General features: G+C 71.1%; 15 protein-coding genes. 7 read left to right on the forward strand and 8 right to left on the reverse strand.

The features are described from left to right. Positions 1 to 68: 68 nt before the first annotated feature. Both ACWD35_RS18300 and ACWD35_RS18305 read right to left on the reverse strand, forming a co-directional pair. Positions 69 to 1,409 (reverse strand): SWIM zinc finger family protein, encoded by a 1,341-nt coding sequence (locus ACWD35_RS18300; RefSeq protein ID WP_451352273.1) that lies wholly within the window; start codon positions 1,407 to 1,409, stop codon positions 69 to 71. Continuing rightward, entirely contained in the window at positions 1,406 to 4,273 is a 2,868-nt protein-coding gene (locus tag ACWD35_RS18305) for an SNF2-related protein (RefSeq protein WP_451352274.1), read from the reverse strand. Before ACWD35_RS18305 ends, ACWD35_RS18300 begins: the two co-directional genes overlap by 4 nt. Before the next feature lie 267 nt (positions 4,274 to 4,540). Here ACWD35_RS18305 and ACWD35_RS18310 point away from each other — a divergent pair, with 267 nt between their 5' ends. Further along, the gene (locus ACWD35_RS18310) at positions 4,541 to 4,726 is read left to right on the forward strand and encodes a hypothetical protein (RefSeq protein ID WP_451352275.1); all 186 of its coding nucleotides are present in this window, start codon (positions 4,541 to 4,543) and stop codon (positions 4,724 to 4,726) included. A gap of 102 nt (positions 4,727 to 4,828) precedes the next feature. Here ACWD35_RS18310 and ACWD35_RS18315 read toward each other — a convergent pair whose 3' ends face one another. After that, positions 4,829 to 5,674, reverse strand: a complete 846-nt coding sequence (locus ACWD35_RS18315) for a hypothetical protein (RefSeq protein ID WP_451352276.1) — start codon at positions 5,672 to 5,674, stop codon at positions 4,829 to 4,831. A gap of 283 nt (positions 5,675 to 5,957) precedes the next feature. Between ACWD35_RS18315 and ACWD35_RS18320 the strand changes: the two genes are divergently transcribed. Then, positions 5,958 to 6,866 carry an oxygenase MpaB family protein gene (locus ACWD35_RS18320; RefSeq protein WP_451352277.1) on the forward strand — a complete coding sequence of 303 codons (909 nt, stop codon included), beginning with the start codon at positions 5,958 to 5,960 and terminating at the stop codon, positions 6,864 to 6,866. On the opposite strand, the gene ACWD35_RS18325 is transcribed toward ACWD35_RS18320, so the two are convergent. Then, positions 6,840 to 7,376 (reverse strand): PadR family transcriptional regulator, encoded by a 537-nt coding sequence (locus ACWD35_RS18325; protein ID WP_451352278.1) that lies wholly within the window; start codon positions 7,374 to 7,376, stop codon positions 6,840 to 6,842. The genes ACWD35_RS18320 and ACWD35_RS18325 overlap by 27 nt on opposite strands. Positions 7,377 to 7,503: 127 nt before the next feature. Here ACWD35_RS18325 and ACWD35_RS18330 point away from each other — a divergent pair, with 127 nt between their 5' ends. After that, positions 7,504 to 8,259 (forward strand): alpha/beta fold hydrolase, encoded by a 756-nt coding sequence (locus ACWD35_RS18330; protein ID WP_451352279.1) that lies wholly within the window; start codon positions 7,504 to 7,506, stop codon positions 8,257 to 8,259. A 13-nt stretch (positions 8,260 to 8,272) separates the two neighbouring features. Here ACWD35_RS18330 and ACWD35_RS18335 read toward each other — a convergent pair whose 3' ends face one another. Continuing rightward, entirely contained in the window at positions 8,273 to 8,872 is a 600-nt protein-coding gene (locus ACWD35_RS18335) for a class I SAM-dependent methyltransferase (protein WP_451352280.1), read from the reverse strand. Positions 8,873 to 9,023: 151 nt separating this feature from the next. On the opposite strand from ACWD35_RS18335, the gene ACWD35_RS18340 reads away from it, so the two are divergent. Both ACWD35_RS18340 and ACWD35_RS18345 read left to right on the forward strand, forming a co-directional pair. Then, complete coding sequence (locus tag ACWD35_RS18340) at positions 9,024 to 9,422, forward strand: DUF742 domain-containing protein (RefSeq protein ID WP_451352281.1); 399 nt, start codon at positions 9,024 to 9,026, stop codon at positions 9,420 to 9,422. Beyond that, positions 9,423 to 10,046, forward strand: a complete 624-nt coding sequence (locus ACWD35_RS18345; RefSeq protein WP_451352282.1) for a GTP-binding protein — start codon at positions 9,423 to 9,425, stop codon at positions 10,044 to 10,046. It abuts the gene before it with no gap. 6 nt (positions 10,047 to 10,052) lie between these two features. Here the strand turns inward: ACWD35_RS18345 and ACWD35_RS18350 are convergent, their stop codons facing one another. After that, complete coding sequence (locus ACWD35_RS18350) at positions 10,053 to 10,481, reverse strand: PPOX class F420-dependent oxidoreductase (RefSeq protein ID WP_451352283.1); 429 nt, start codon at positions 10,479 to 10,481, stop codon at positions 10,053 to 10,055. Positions 10,482 to 10,572: 91 nt separating this feature from the next. Here ACWD35_RS18350 and ACWD35_RS18355 point away from each other — a divergent pair, with 91 nt between their 5' ends. Together ACWD35_RS18355 and ACWD35_RS18360 are read left to right on the forward strand one after the other, a co-directional pair. After that, positions 10,573 to 10,986: a roadblock/LC7 domain-containing protein gene (locus ACWD35_RS18355; RefSeq protein WP_451352284.1), complete on the forward strand. Its 414-nt coding sequence runs from the start codon at positions 10,573 to 10,575 to the stop codon at positions 10,984 to 10,986. A 127-nt stretch (positions 10,987 to 11,113) separates the two neighbouring features. Beyond that, on the forward strand, positions 11,114 to 12,109 hold the full coding sequence (locus ACWD35_RS18360) for a DUF6397 family protein (protein ID WP_451352285.1): 996 nt from the start codon (positions 11,114 to 11,116) through the stop codon (positions 12,107 to 12,109). Positions 12,110 to 12,162: 53 nt separating this feature from the next. Here the strand turns inward: ACWD35_RS18360 and ACWD35_RS18365 are convergent, their stop codons facing one another. Next, the gene (locus ACWD35_RS18365; protein WP_451352286.1) at positions 12,163 to 13,029 is read right to left on the reverse strand and encodes an acyl-CoA thioesterase; all 867 of its coding nucleotides are present in this window, start codon (positions 13,027 to 13,029) and stop codon (positions 12,163 to 12,165) included. A gap of 19 nt (positions 13,030 to 13,048) precedes the next feature. Then, positions 13,049 to 15,562 (reverse strand): DEAD/DEAH box helicase, encoded by a 2,514-nt coding sequence (locus ACWD35_RS18370; RefSeq protein ID WP_451352287.1) that lies wholly within the window; start codon positions 15,560 to 15,562, stop codon positions 13,049 to 13,051. Positions 15,563 to 15,682: the final 120 nt, after the last annotated feature.

Consider the following 15,682-nt stretch of genomic DNA (forward strand, 5'->3'; position numbering starts at 1 on the left):
TGCGACGGTACGGTGAACAGTCGCGGTCCGTCGCCGGTCGGGTGTGCCGATGTCGTGATGACGGCCTGTCAGGAGTCGCCCACCGTCGGCGCGGTGCTGGTGTCGGTGTCGGTGTCGGTGTCGCACCGTGCCGTCGCCAGTGCCGTCGTCGGGTCCCGGTCCGCGCCACCGGCCGGAACGAAGCAGCCGTCCTCTTCCCGGAAGGGCCACCAGCGGCCGTCCCGGTCGAGGCGCAGCTGAACCCCTTCGCCAGGAAGCGTCCACCGGTTGCCGCTCGCGCGGAACGACGGCCGTTCGTCCGCCTCCCAGGCCGCATCGAGCGCGGCATGCGCGCGTGCGAGTGCCGAACCCTCCACCTGCCACTCCTCGTCGAGCACGGCCAGCGCCGCCGCGCCTCCGACACGCCACGCGCGGACTGCCGTGGCCAGCCCGTCACGGCCTCGCCCCGACCCATCGGCGAGCCGCTCGGTGACGGCGTCGGGCGCCGCTCCGTCGGCCAGGCGGACGGCGTCCTGAGCAGCGTCCTGAGTGACCGTCACATCCGCCGTGCCGGTGTACCCCTCATGGCCGTCGCCGCGGAGAGCCTGCGCGAGCATCCGGTACGCCTGCGCGGCCGTTCGGCCGGCCAGGTACTCCAGCGTCGCGGGGTCGATCCCGGGCGCCGGTGCCGCCTCGGCGTCGTAGGACGGCGGTCCGCCGGGTGCGTCAGAAAGGCCCGGCAGAGCGGGCAGCGGCGGCAGGATGTCCGAGGCCGCCCAGACCTCGGCGGCGTCGACGCCCACGCTCCCACCTCCGGCCCCGGCCTCGGAGGGCTCGTCCTGGGGCGTGCTCCGCAGGTGCAGCTCCTCCAGGAAGGTGCCCTTGCCCCGGCCACGCAGCAACAGCAGCACGAACGGATCCTCGTCCAGGAGCCGGGCGACCTGGTGGCAGAGGGCTGCGGTGTGTCCGCAGTGGTCCCAGGTGCCGCAGTCGCACTCGGGCTCCAGCTCACCCAGGCCCGGCAGCAGGTCGATCCCGCGCACAGCCGCGTCCTCGACCAGGTGCGGGGGCACCTCCCGGTCGAGGAGTGCCGCCAGGTGCCCGGCCTGCTCCATGGACAGGTCCAGAAATCGGACCCACTCCTCCTGGGACAGTTCCGACACCAGGACGTCCGCGCGATGGGCCGCGCCGTCGCGGTCACGCACGACGGCGGTGACCCGGCCCGGCCGTACGGTCACCGCGCCCACGCCGCCCGCGCGCGCGAGCCGGCGCCCCACCTTGACCGCCTCCGCGTCCAACGCCGCCTCCTCCAGGGCCCGCAGCCAGGCGCGACCCCACCAGCTCTGAGCGAATCCACGCCCCCGCGCGGGCGGGAGCGCGGCGAACGTGCGCTCGTCCTCAGGGTCGTGTGCGTGGTCGTAGCGGCTCATCGCGCCTCCCCGTGCAGTTCCACCAGTGCGGCCAGTTCGGCATCCGTCAGCTCCGTCACAGCCGCCTCGCCGGAGCCGAGCACCGCCTCGGCCAGTCCCCGCTTGCGCTCCAGCATCTCCGCGATGCGGTCCTCCAGGGTTCCCTCAGCGATCAGCCGGTGCACCTGCACCGGCTTGGTCTGACCGATGCGGTACGCGCGGTCGGTGGCCTGCGCCTCGACCGCCGGGTTCCACCAGCGGTCGTAGTGCACGACGTGCTCCGCCCGGGTGAGGTTCAGCCCCGTCCCCGCGGCTTTCAGGGACAACAGGAACACCGGCACCTCGCCGTCCTGGAACCGCTGCACCATCGTTTCGCGCGCCGCGACCGGGGTTCCGCCGTGCAGCAGTTGCGAGGACACCCCGCGGGCCGTCAGATGCCGTTCCAGGAGGCGTGCCATCCGCACGTACTGGGTGAAGACGAGAACCCCGGCGCCCTCCGCGAGGATGGTGTCGAGGAGTTCGTCCAGCAGCTCCAGCTTTCCCGAGCGTCCGACCAGCCGCGGATCGTCCTCCTTGAGGAACTGCGCCGGGTGGTTGCAGATCTGCTTCAGCCCCGTCAGCAACTGCACGATCAGACCCCGGCGCGCCATGTCGCCGGCATCCGCGATGCGTTCCATGGTCTCGCGGACCAATGCCTCGTACAGGCCCGTCTGTTCGTGCGTCAGCTCCACCGGATGATCGGTCTCGGTCTTCGGCGGCAGCTCGGGCGCGATTCCCGGGTCGGACTTGCGGCGCCGCAGCAGGAACGGCCGGACGAGGCGCGTGAGCCGCTCCGCGGCGGCCGGGTCCCCGCCCTCGGCCGGCTGCGCGTACCGCGCGCGGAAGGCACCGAGGCGGCCCAGCAGACCCGGCGTCGTCCAGTCGAGGATCGCCCACAGCTCGGTGAGGTTGTTCTCCACCGGAGTGCCGGTGAGCGCCACACGCGCGCGTGCGCCGAGGGAACGCAGCGCCCGCGCGGTCGCCGAGTACGGGTTCTTCATGTGCTGCGCCTCGTCGGCGACGACCAAGCCCCAGCGCACCCCGCCGAGCCGCTCGGCGTCCAGGCGCATCGTGCCGTACGTGGTCAGGACGAACTCTCCGTCCGCCACGGCACCGAGGCAGCGTCCCGGCCCGTGGAACCTGCGCACCGGCACTCCGGGGGCGAACTTCTCGATCTCCCTCTGCCAGTTGCCGAGCAGGGAGGCCGGGCAGACGACGAGCGTGGGACCGGCGGCCGAGGCGTCGGTCTGCCGGTGCAGGTGCAGCGAGATCAGCGTGACCGTCTTGCCGAGTCCCATGTCGTCGGCCAGGCAGCAGCCGAGACCGAGGGCCGTCGTCCGGGCCAGCCAGCCGAGGCCGCGCAGCTGGTAGTCCCGCAGCGTGGCGACCAGGCCCGGCGGCGGTCCGACGGTCTGTGCCGGATCAAGATCGGTGAGCTGCTTCCGCAACTGTGCCAGCCACCCGGTGGGCCGTACGTCGACCCGCCGGCCGTCGACCTCGGCGGAGCCCGTCAGAGCCGCGGCCAGTGCCTCGACCGGGGCGACGGACCGGTCCTGCCGGGCGCGGGCGCGCTGCGCCTCCTGAGGGTCAACCAGCACCCATTGGTCGTGCAGCCGCACCAGGGGGCGCTTGGACTCGGCCAAGCGGTCCAGTTCCGCCCGCGACAGCTCCCGGCCGCCCAGGGCGAACCACCAGCGGAACGTGACCGAGGAGTCCGCCGAGAGCAGCGACGCGGGTGCCGAGGCACCCGCGCGGGCGGTCGCACCGTCGTCCAGCGGGCCGACGGACGCGGAGGCGGTCAGGTCGCGCGACAGCTCCTTGGGCCAGTGCACGTCCGCGCCCGCCGCGGCCAGCGCCCGTGCGCCTTCGCCGAGGAGTTCGGTGATCTCGTCGTCGGCCAGGTCCACGGCGTCCGGGACAGCGGCTGTGAGCAAGGGCGACAGCGGCGGCCAGGCGCGGGCCGCGCGGCGCAGCGCCAGCAGCGCGTCGGCACGCGCGCGCGGGCCGAACCCCTCGTGCCCGGCTCCCGTTCCGGCCCACAGCTCCGCGGCGTCCATGACGTCCGCCGTCCCCCTCACGCCGTGCACTTGAAGCACCGCGCGGAACCGCAAGGACGCGGTGTCCTTGGCTCCGGCGTCCTGGAGACCTGGCGCCTCCACGCGCAGCGACAGCTGTACGCCCGCGTCGTGACCGGCGGCGATGTGGTCGGCCCAGGCCCGCTGACCGGGCAGGTGCTGCGGCTCAGGTGCCGCGTACGCGGGGCCGCCGGTCACCAGCGGCGCGGCAGGGGAGCGGGGGAGCGTGTCGGCCACCGCGTCCAGGAAGTCGCGCAGCAGCCTCTCGGGGTCGGGGAGCCGGGGCGGTCCTGGCGTGGCGACCGGTACGGCGTGCGCCTCCGGGGGCATGGCGGCGGCAAGTTCACGGAGCAGCTCTGTGTCGTGCGTGGACAGCGGCCCCACCCGCCACGCGTCGTGGTCACCCGGGGAGAGGCCGGGCAGGAGCAGGCCGCGTGCCAGGAAGTGCAGCGCCAGCAGGCCGGCCGTGCCCCAGAAGGCGATCGCCCGGTGAGGCTGCGACTCCTCACGCGCGCGCGTGAGGAGCGGCAGAGCGGCACGCACCGGAAGCAACAGGGCAGGCACCCGTACGCGCTCGACGCCCCCGCCCTGCGCGGGTGCGACCGACTCCAGCTCCGTCACGGAGCCTTGCGCGACGGCCGGGAGGGCTTCGCCGTCCGGACGCCAGAAGGCCATCCGGCCCGCACGGGCGGGGTCGGACGGGACGAACACGGCACAGCAGTGGGCCAGTTCGGACAGGTCGGAGGGTGGTGCCGGGGAGATTCGCTGCACAGCTCTGGCCACTCCTCAAATTTGACTACTCGGCCGGGTGGCCGAGGGTACAGCACGCCGAGGGCGAGCCCATCGTGGTTATCGGGTGACCCGGGCCACTTCACAATCCGTTCGAAGCGTGGTCATGGTTGACCTGAGCGGACAGTGGCCACTGGCCGGTAAGGAGCCCGTCTCAGGGATGTTTCAGGGTCTGAAGGCGGAACCGCCGCGAGTGCGGGGCCGTTCTCAGATCAGAGAGCGGCAGTGGCCGTGAAGGAGGCGACGCTCATGTCGAAGTACGCGAAGATCGCCGCCGGTGGTGTGGCGGTCGGGATCGTCCTGTTGCTGATAGGGCTGCCCTGGTGGGTGGCATTCCTGATCGTGGTTGGAGTGCCGACGGCCGCGTACCTGACGCTGGACCCCTCGCAGCGGCGCAGGCTCCGCCGGATCGGGCGCAAGGAACTGGGCCGCTGAGAGCAGGGTGAACGCCCGGCACGGACCGTCGAGCGGTTGCGGGTGCCCGCGCGCCGGGCCGTCGGGGGCCGCGCCTCCGTCAGGGGCGCGGCCCGCACGGGCTCAGATCGGCCGCACGGCCATCTTGTCGAGCGCTTCCAGGAGGCCCGGCAGTTCGGGACCCCTGCCCACGGGCAGGACCTCGCCGGGTTCCTCGTCGAGCAGGACGAACGCGATGTCGTCGGTGCGGGCCACCATCGACCAGCCCGGGCCGTCGGCGCGCAGCGTACGGGCGTCGCCCGGCGCGAAAGACGAGCGAACCCGGCCGAGCGGCGGCGGCGTGTCGACGTAGGCACGTGCCTCGGCCAGCACACGCCGGACGCCCTGATGGCCGCCGCTGCCCGGTGCGCTCTCGGAATCCTCCGGCGAGGTCGCGGCGGGCTCCGCCTGTTCTCCCGGCGTGGAGAACTCGGCGTCGTCGATCTGCTCCCGCCACGTCGCCCACTGCAGCGCGATCTCGTCCGCCCCGAGGCGCCGCTGCGCCGGGCCCCAGGAACTGGTGTCGGGCGGGCTCAGCGGATGCCCCTCCGCCACTTCGGGCGCGGGGTCGTGCGGCGCGGGCACACCGGGGGCTGCGACGGCGACCGCCAGAGGCCAGCCCGGCAGGGCGGTCACGACCGCGCGCTCGTCCGGTGACAGCTCGTACTCCATGCCGCAGTCCCAGGACGCGATCGCCACGGCGACCAGCGAGACGTCGTCGATGACGACCGTCCAGCGAGCCCCCTCGCCGTCCTGGCCCAGCACCAGGCCGTACCCGTCGGCGTGGGGCGCGAGGCCCAGTGCCGCACAGGCCTCCGGATAGTCGTCGCCCAGCACGCTCGGAAACTGTGCCGGCGTCAGCAGTACCGCCGTGAGCACATACAGCGCATCGTCCGCGGCGGCGACGGCCTCATCGTCCGTTCCGGCCATCCCTGCCTCCCAGTGGTTCGTCCAACGGCGCGCACCCTAATGCGAGCGGAAGCCGCTTGTCACGACTCCGCACACTACCCGGACCTGCAGGTTTCCACCTGGACAGGGGCGAAACGACCTAGGTCTGCACGGGTCCTCCTCAGGTCACGGGCAGCCCGAGCAGCTCACGGGCCACCGCTGTGCGCGCGCCGCCCTTTCCCCCTCCGGGGAGCGTCGCTGGTCGCCCGTCTGCCGCTGCTCAGCGTAGAGTTGGAGTTTCGGCGGCAGTAAGGGGGACGACCCGTTGAAGCGTTTTGAGCGGCTCGAACAGATCCGTCGGATGGACCCGGTGGCAGATTCACTGGAGATCTATCGGCTCAGCGCCACCTTCGAGTTCCCCTGGGACTACACGCGCGCCCTGGAACTGGCCCTGTACCGCACCTACGCCGTGCCGAGTATCGGGCGGCTGCTCGCGCGGACGGCGGAGATGACCGGGCGCACCCAGAAGCGGTACGACGACACCGCGCTGCTGCTCGACGCCGTCGTGGAGCACGGGTTCGCGTCGGAGGAGGGGCGGACCGCGATCCGTCGTATCAACCAGATGCACCGCAGCTATGACATCAGCGACGACGACATGCGGTACGTGCTGAGCACGTTCGTCGTGATGCCCAGGCGCTGGATCGACACCTACGGCTGGCGGCGCATGTCCCGGCATGAGGTGATCGCCGCCACCGAGCACTACCGCACGCTCGGCCGGCACATGGGCATCCCGGACATCCCCGAGACCTACGAGGAGTTCGAGGCACTTCTCGGCGCCTACGAAGAGGAAAACTTCGGATGGGACGAGCAGGCGCGGGGGGTCTCCGACGCCACGCTCGACCTCATGGCGTCCTGGTACCCGCGCCCCCTGGCGCCGCTGCTGCGCACGGCCACACTCTCCCTGCTCGACGAGTCGCTGCTGCGCGCGTTCCGCTATCCGGCACCCCCGGCCACCACCTCCGCCCTCGTGCGCCGCGCCGTGCGGACGCGCGGCCGGCTGGTCCGGCTGCTGCCGCCGCGCCGCACACCGCACTTCGCCCGCCAGAACTGGGAGATCAAGGGCTACCCGAACGGCTACCAGGTGGCCGACCTGGGCACCCGCCCGGTCCCCGGACTCCGCGGCTGCCCGGTTCGGCACCAGGGCGCCTCAGCCGCCGACTCCTCCTTCGAGTGAGGCGAGAGTGTCACGCAGCCAGGCCAGTTCGGCTCGGCTCGTGGCACGCGCGATGGTGAGGACGCCGCGCCGGAAGGGATCGTCCAGCTCCTCGGCGCGCAGGGGCCGGTCGCCGTCGTAGAAGAAGCTCGCCGGCTCCTCCAGGAAGGCCAGCCGACGCCGCAGTACGGCCGCCTGGGCGGCGGGATCCTCCAGGTGGCGCAGGAACGCGAGCAGCGTGAACCAGTGGTTCTCGTCGGTGATCTCGCGCTGCGCGGGCTCGGCGAGGCGGCGCCGCAACTCCCGCCTGCCCTCCTCGGTGAGGGTCAGGACGTGTCGCGGCGCGGCCACGGCGCCGGGTTCGGTGGTCCGGGCCAGCAGGCCCGCCTTCTCCAGCCGTTTGATGGCCGGGTACAGCGTGCTCTCGGCGACGGGCCGTACATGGCCGGTGAGTGCGGCGATGTGCCTGCGCAGGACGTAGCCGTGCAGCGGTGCGTCGTACAGGAAGCCGAGGATGGCGAGTTCCAGCATGCCCGCATTCTCTCCCGGGACCGCGATATCTCGGCGCAACTATATTTCGCTTCAGATATACATCGGTCCCGAGGTATCTTGAGGGCCGCCGTGAACGCCACGTCACCGCAGGCATCAGGAGGGCACGTTGCTGCAGGCCGAATTCGATGGCAGGGGAAGCCGGATCCGCTGGACCGAGGTGCCGGGCGCGGAGCCCGTGCGTGTGTATCTGCACGGGCTCGGATCGATGTCCGCCGTCTATCACGCGCACATCGCGGCCCGCCCCGAACTGGCCGGCCGCCGCAGTCTGTTCGTGGATCTGCCCGGGCACGGCATCAGTGACCGGCCCCAGTGCTTCGGTTACACGCTGGAGGAGCACGCCGACGCCGTGGCGGTCGCCTTGGACAAGGCGGGAGTCACCGGCGCCGAGCTGATCGCGCACAGCATGGGTGGCGCCGTCGCCATCGCGCTCGCCCACCGGCGGCCCGACCTCGTCTCCCGGCTGGTCCTCACCGAGGCCAACCTCGACGCGTTCCCGCCGCCGACCGCCGGCAGTAGCGGCATCGCCGCCTACGAAGAGGACGAGTTCGCCGAAAGCGCGTACGCGCGCGTGCTGGAGGCCGTCGGGCCGCTGTGGGCGGCCACGATGCGGCTTGCCGATCCGCGTGCCCTGCACCGCAGCGCCGTCGGCCTGCGGCGCGGCTCGGACCCCGTGATGCGCACCATCCTGGAGGGCCTGTCCGTCGACCGCGTCTATCTGCAGGGCGAGGACAGCGGCGAACTCCCCGGCAGGGAAGGCCTGGAGGCCGCCGGGGTGCGCGTGGTGACGGTCCCGGGCGCCGGGCACAACGTCATGTTCGACAATCCCGACGCCTTCGTGGCGGCCGTCGCCGGGCGGGAGTGACCCGGCCCGCTCGTCAGTCCTCGCGCACTGCGAGCGCGAGAAAACGGGCATACTCATCCACGTACGACGTCATGCGCCACCCGGAACGGGCCAGCAGCGGGCCGAGATTGGGCTCGGCCCGCAGGTCGTCCGGAGTGATCTGCCGTCCCTGACGCGCCGCCAGGGCCGCCCGGCCGATGGGATGGAAGAGCGCGAGCATTCCACCCGGCCGCACCACGCGGGCCAGCTCCCGCAGGTTCTCCGCCGGTTGCGGCAGGTGTGAGATCAGTCCCGCGCCGAACACGGCGTCCAACGACCCCGACCGCAGCGGCAGCGCCGCGACGTCGGCGAGCAACAGCTGCCCGTCGCGGTCCCTGCCCGCCCGCGCGGCGGCCTGGAGCATCGCCGGGGTGAGGTCGGCACCCACCACCACTCCGGAGGGCCCCACGGCGGCACGCAGCGGCGGCAGTGCGCGTCCCGTGCCACAGCCCGCGTCGAGCACGCGGTCGCCCGCCCTGAGCCCCAGGTCGGCGACGGCAGCCGCGTAGGCGGGGCCGTCGTCGGGGAACCTGCTGTCCCAGTCGGCCGCCCGCGCGGTGAAGAACTCCTGCACGTGTGTGTGGTCATCGCTCATGCACCGCATGATCCCTCACCGGCATGAGGGATATTCCTGTGCGCATGTTCGAGCGGGATGCGATCGTTCTGTCGCATCTGTGCGTCATATTCCAACATGTTTCGAAATACGCCCCCTTTGTGCGCCCGTGTACCCCTAGCGTCCCGGGACCATGGGACACGTGGACCACGCGGGCGGCCAGTGGTGCGACGACGAAGCCGGACCCCTGGTGCGCCCGTACGCCATGACCGGCGGGCGGAGCCGGCCGGGACACACCGGGGTGTGCTTCGACCTCGTCGCATTCGTCGCCCTCGACCCGGCCGCACCGGGGCTATGCGACGAAACGGCACTCGGCCCCGAACATCACAGGCTGATCGAACTGTGCCGCCGGGAGACGCAGTCCGTCGCCGAGCTGGCCGCGGACACGGAGCTTCCTGTCGGAGCGGTCAGGGTGCTCCTGGGCGACCTCGTGGAACTGGGCTGCGTGACCGTCAGCCGCCCGGGGCCTACGGCACGCCTGCCCGATGCGCGGATTCTGCGCGAGGTCATCGAGGGATTGCGAGCGCTGTAGATGAACCTTCAGAACCCGCCGGGCGAGCGGCAATCCGACACCGGCGACGAGACGTCCGCCACCCTGGCGCTGAAGATCGTGGTTGCCGGCGGATTCGGCGTCGGCAAGACGACCCTGGTCGGGGCCGTCAGCGAGATCAAACCGCTGCGCACAGGGGAACTGCTCGGCGAGGAGGGCCGGTTGGTGGACGGTACGGACGGCTTGGCGCACAAGGTCACCACGAGTGTCGCCATGGACTTCGGACGCATCACCCTCCGCTCCGGGCTCTCCCTCTACCTGTTCGGCACGCCGGGGCAGGAACGTTTCTGGTTCCTGTGGGACGAGCTGTCGCAGGGAGCGCTCGGCGCCGTGGTGCTCGCGGACACCCGGCGGCTGGAGGACTGCTTCCCGGCGGTCGACTACTTCGAGCACCGGCGCATCCCGTTCGTGGTGGCCGTCAACTGCTTCGCGGGAGTCCACGCGTACGGCGCCCACGACGTCTCCCAGGCCCTGGTCCTCGACAGGGGCACCCCCGTGGTGCTGTGCGACGCACGTGACCGGGACTCCGGCAAGGAAGTGCTGATCCGGCTCGTCGAGTACGCCGGGCGGACGCACACCGCCCGGCTCCTGCACTCGGCGGGCTGAGATCCCTCAGGCGGCCAGGTCCTTGACCGCCACCACCTTCTTGATGGAAGCGCGGACCAGCAGCTCACCCGGAACGCCGTTGCGGGCGCCGTACTCGTCCGCGCGGTCCGCGCCCATGTAGCGTGCGGCGATCCGGGTGGCCCAAAGACGTACCTCGTCCAGGTCTTCCGACAGCTGGGCGCGTCCGCTCAGCACCACGAAGTGGAACGGCGGCCTGTCGTCGTCCACGCACAGCGCGATCCGTCCGTCCCGCGCGAGATTGCGCCCCTTCACGGTCTCCTTGCCGGTGTTGAAGACCAATTCGTCCCCGTCCACGAGGAACCAGATCGGGGCCACGTGCGGGCTCCCGTCGGCGCTCACCGTGGACAACTTGCCGGTTCGGGTGCCGTACGAGACGAACGCCCGCCATTCCTCATCGGTCATCTTCTGTGCCATACGCCCATCCTGCTTGCCCGGACGCCGGTCGTGGGGAAGGCTGGCGGGCAGATCCTCCGGTGAGGGGGAGAGGTCACACGGGGAGACGGAAATGGCGCAGAACCAGGGACTCGGCTGGCTGCTGGACGACCTGACCCAGCGGGTGGAGCATGTGCGGCACGCGCTGGTCCTGTCGAACGACGGGCTGGTCACGGGGGCCAGTACGGGCCTCCGTCGCGAGGACGCCGAGCACTTGGCCGCCGTGGCGTCCGGGCTGCACAGCCTCGCCAAGGGTTCGGGACGCCACTTCGGCGCGGGCCGGGTGCGCCAGACGATGATCGAGTACGACGACGCCGTGCTGTTCGTGACCGCCGCCGGCACCGGCAGCTGTCTGTGCGTGCTCAGCGGCGCGGAGGCGGACATCGGCCAGATCGCCTACGAGATGACCCTGCTCGTCAACCGAGTCGGCGAACACCTCGGCGTGGATGCCCGGCAACCCGAACGCGCTCCCATAACAGACGTCTGACCTGCGCATTTGCCTTGCCCCGCGAAGTTATCCACAGGCTTGCCGCGAGATTCGCCGAACCGGCTACGGTTTTTGCACGGCGAGCGCACACGGCGTGAGCCAACCGACTCCACGGGGGAGTACGAGCATGTCGGCAAGCACTTTCGATCCATCCCACTCCGTCACCTGGGCGGCCGGTCACGCCGCACGTGAACTGAGGATCAAGCGAGGAGAGTTCGACCTCGCGGTCCTGCTCGGTCAGATCCGCACCGTGCCCGACGAGGGCGGAGGCGGGGGCCGCCGTGTTCAACGCGCGGAGATCGACCGGCTGCGCGCCCAGGACGGCTTCCCCGACGCCCTGCGCGAACGGGTGCGCATCGTCGGCACCGCCGAGGGCGCCGCGCTCATGGAGATTCCGGCAGGCAGGTTCACCCGGCTCGCCCGGTTGGGCCTGGTCGTGCCAGTCAAGTTCTACCGCAACCGCTACCGGGCCGTGGTCTGGCTCTATCTGGCCGAAGAACTACGACACTTCACATCCGGCACCGAGAACGCGCCCCTGCTCAAGGGCCGTACGCCCGAGACGCTGCGCGGGCAGCTGGAAGCCGGAGTGGACCTGCGCGCACGCAACTGGCGGGGACGGCACCGCGGTTTCCTGCTGCGGCAGGCCGAGGACGCCTGGCAACGGGCCGGAGTCCTGGCCGCCTTTCTCGAACCCGTGGAGGTCGCCAATGTCGTCAGGGACCCGTACGAGCGCGCCGAGTTGAACCGCTACCGGGCCGCTCCGCCCGCCCACGGCGCGTCAGGATCCCCGTCCGCGCAGCTCGCCGAGCAGATCATGACGGCCGCCGACCCCGACGAGATCGCGTGGCTGCGCAGCGAGCTGGCACAGGCGGTGGAGGAGGCACGGCTCTGTCGCCCCGCTCCGCGCCCGGCCTCTCGGCACAACGGCCCCGCCCCGCACACGGCCCCACGCCACACCCGCCCCGTGACACACCCGACCACACAGCACATCGAGCCCCTCCCGCGGCCGGCTCCGCAGCCCGTCGCACCCCGGCACCACAAGCCGGAGTCCGGAGGGCCCCAGCGCCATCGCGGCCTGCGGACCTGGCTGCGCCGCAGAAGCCACCGACCCGCAGAAGTCTGAACACCCGGCGCCGACCCGCTGTACGCCCCCCCGCAGGGCGCTGACCGGGTCCGCTACAGCGCCCGGAACAGACCCTCCTGAACGACCGAGACGAGCAGACGTCCCTGAAGGTCGTAGATACGTCCGCGGGCCAGGCCGCGCCCGCCGGTGGCGATCGGGGACTCCTGGTCGTACAGGAACCACTCGTCCGCGCGGAACGGCCGGTGGAACCACATGGCGTGATCCAGCGACGCCAGGTCGAAGCTCCGCGGACCCCACAGCGGTTCGACCGGGATCCGCACCGCGTCCAGGAGCGTCATGTCACTGGCGTAGGTCAGCGCACACGTGTGGACCAGCGGGTCGTCGCCGAGCGGGCCCACCGCGCGCATCCACACGGCGCTGCGCGGCTCGGCCCCCTTGATCTCCTCGGCGTTCCAGCGCAGCCGGTCGACATAACGGATGTCGAACGGCTGGCGGCGCGCCATCCGCTCCAACTGCTCCGGCAACGCGCCCAGATGCTTGCGGATCTCCTCGGCCACCGTCGGCAGGGACTCCGGGTCCGGCACCTCACGGGCCGGCGGCAGCTGGTGCTCGAACGGTCCTTCCTCAGGCAGGTGAAAGGAGGCGGTCAGATTGAAGATCGTGCGGCCCTGCTGCACGGCCGTGACCCGGCGCGTCGTGAACGACCGTCCGTCGCGGACCCGCTCCACCTGGTACACGATCGGCACACCCGGCCGGCCCGGGCGCAGGAAGTACGCGTGCAGCGAGTGCACGGGGCGGTCTCCGTCGGTGGTACGCCCGGCGGCGACGAGCGCCTGGCCCGCCACCTGGCCGCCGAAGACCCGCTGCAAGGACTCCTGCGGGCTGCGGCCACGGAAGATGTTGACCTCGATCTGCTCCAGGTCGAGCAGGTCGACCAGTCTCTCGGCCGGGTTCGTCATCGGTGGGCTTCTCCTGTGCTCACAGCTGGCCGACGTCGGTGACGCGGACGACCGCACGGCCCTCGGCGTCGGAGGCCGCCAGGTCGATCTCCGCGCTGATGCCCCAGTCGTGGTCGCCGTTCGGGTCGTCGAAGATCTGGCGGACGCGCCACAGACCGTTCTCCGGCTCCTCCTTGATGACCAGCAGCTTGGGGCCGCGGGCGTCGGGGCCGGTGCCGAGATCCTCGTACTCGTCCCAGTACTTGTCCATCGCCTCGCCCCAGGCATCGGCGTCCCAGCCGGACTCGGCGTCCATCTCGCCCAGTTCCTCGACCTGGTCCAGGGCCGCCAGCTCCACGCGACGGAACATCGCGTTGCGGACCAGGACCCGGAAGGCGCGCGCGTTGGTGGTGACCGGCTTGACCTCGTCGGCCTTCTCCCGGGCCTCCTCGGCGGTCATCTCCTCCGGGTTGGCCAGCTGCTCCCACTCGTCCAGGAGGCTGGAGTCCACCTGGCGCACCATCTCGCCGAGCCACTCGATCAGGTCCTGCAGGTCCTCGGACTTCAGGTCGTCCGGGATGGTGTGGTCGAGGGTCTTGTAGGCGCTGGCGAGGTAGCGCAGCACGATGCCCTCGGTGCGGGCCAGCTCGTAGAAGGACACCAACTCCGTGAAGGACAGCGCCCGCTCGTACATGCCCCGGATGACCGACTTCGGCGACAGCGGATGGTCGCCGACCCAGGGGTGGCTCTTGCGGTAGGTGTTGTACGCGTGGAAGAGCAGCTCTTCCAGCGGCTTCGGGTAGGTGACGTCCTGGAGGCGCTCCATGCGCTCCTCGTACTCGACACCGTCCGCCTTCATCGCGGCGACGGCCTCGCCGCGCGCCTTGTTCTGCTGGGCGACGAGGATCTGCCGCGGGTCGTCCAGCGTGGACTCCACCACGGACACCATGTCCAGGGCGTAGGACGGCGACTCCGGGTCGAGGAGTTCGAACGCGGCGAGCGCGAACGTGGACAGCGGCTGGTTGAGCGCGAAGTCCTGCTGGAGGTCGACCGTGAGCCGGACGATACGGCCCTCGGCGTCCGGCTTGTCGAGCTTCTCCACGATCCCGCCGTCCAGCAGCGAGCGGTAGATCGCGATCGCGCGCCGGATGTGCCGCAGCTGCTGCCTGCGCGGCTCGTGGTTGTCCTCCAGGAGCCGGCGCATCGCCTCGAAGGCGTTGCCCGGCCGGGCGATCACCGACAGCAGCATCGTGTGCGTCACCCGGAAGCGCGAGGTCAGCGGCTCCGGTTCGGAGGTGATGAGCTTGTCGAAGGTGTTCTCCGTCCAGCCGACGAATCCCTCCGGCGCCTTCTTGCGCACCACCTTGCGGCGCTTCTTCGGGTCGTCGCCCGCCTTGGCGAGGGCCTTCTCGTTCTCGATGACGTGCTCGGGCGCCTGCGCGACGACAAGTCCCGCCGTGTCGAAGCCGGCCCGGCCGGCCCGGCCCGCGATCTGGTGGAACTCACGGGCCCGCAGCGTGCGCACCCGGCTGCCGTCGTACTTGGTCAGCGCCGTGAAAAGCACCGTCCGGATGGGCACGTTGACGCCCACGCCGAGCGTGTCCGTGCCGCAGATGACCTTCAGCAGACCGGCCTGCGCCAGCTTCTCCACCAGGCGCCGGTACTTCGGCAGCATGCCGGCGTGGTGGACGCCGATGCCGTGCCGGACGTAACGGGAGAGATTGCGGCCGAACTTGGTGGTGAAACGGAAGTTGCCGATCAGCTTGGCGATCTGGTCCTTCTCCTCCCGCGAGCACATGTTGATGCTCATCAGCGCCTGCGCCCGCTCCACTGCCTGCGCCTGCGTGAAGTGCACGATGTAGACGGGGGCCTGCTTGGTCGCCAGCAGGTCGGTGAGGGTCTCGGTGAGCGGGGTGAGCTGGTACTCGTACGACAGCGGCACCGGGCGGGTCGCCGAGCGGACCACCGAGGTGGGGCGGCCGGTGCGGCGGGTGAGGTCCTTCTCGAAGAAGGACACGTCGCCCAGAGTCGCCGACATCAGGATGAACTGCGCCTGAGGGAGTTCCAGCAGCGGGATCTGCCAGGCCCACCCGCGGTCACCCTCCGCGTAGAAGTGGAACTCGTCCATCACGACCTGGCCGACGTCCGCGTCCTTGCCGTCGCGCAGCGCGATCGAGGCCAGCACCTCGGCGGTGCAGCAGATCACCGGCGCATCGGCGTTGACCGAGGCGTCGCCGGTGAGCATGCCGACGTTCTCGGTGCCGAAGAGCTTGCACAGCTCGAAGAACTTCTCCGACACCAGTGCCTTGATCGGGGCTGTGTAGAACGTGACCTCGTCCCGGGCCAGCGCGGCGAAGTGCGCGCCCGCGGCGATCATGCTCTTGCCGGAGCCGGTGGGCGTCGAGACGATCACGTTCGCCCCGGAGACCGCCTCGATCAGTGCCTCCTCCTGGTGGGGATAGAGGGTGAGGCCACGCTCCAGCGCCCACGACTCGAAGGCTTCGTACAGGGCGTCGGGGTCGGCGGTCGGCGGCAGCTGATCGATGAGGGTCACGGACCCATCTTGCCTGGCCTTGTCCCCAAGCGGGGAATCGGCTGCGGATCCGAAGATCACGGCCGCTACGCTGTGTCGCCGACGAAACGTCAGCGCACCGGGTCAACCGGACAGCGGCAC

The sequence above is a fragment of the Streptomyces sp. NPDC002671 genome, from assembly GCF_053592475.1.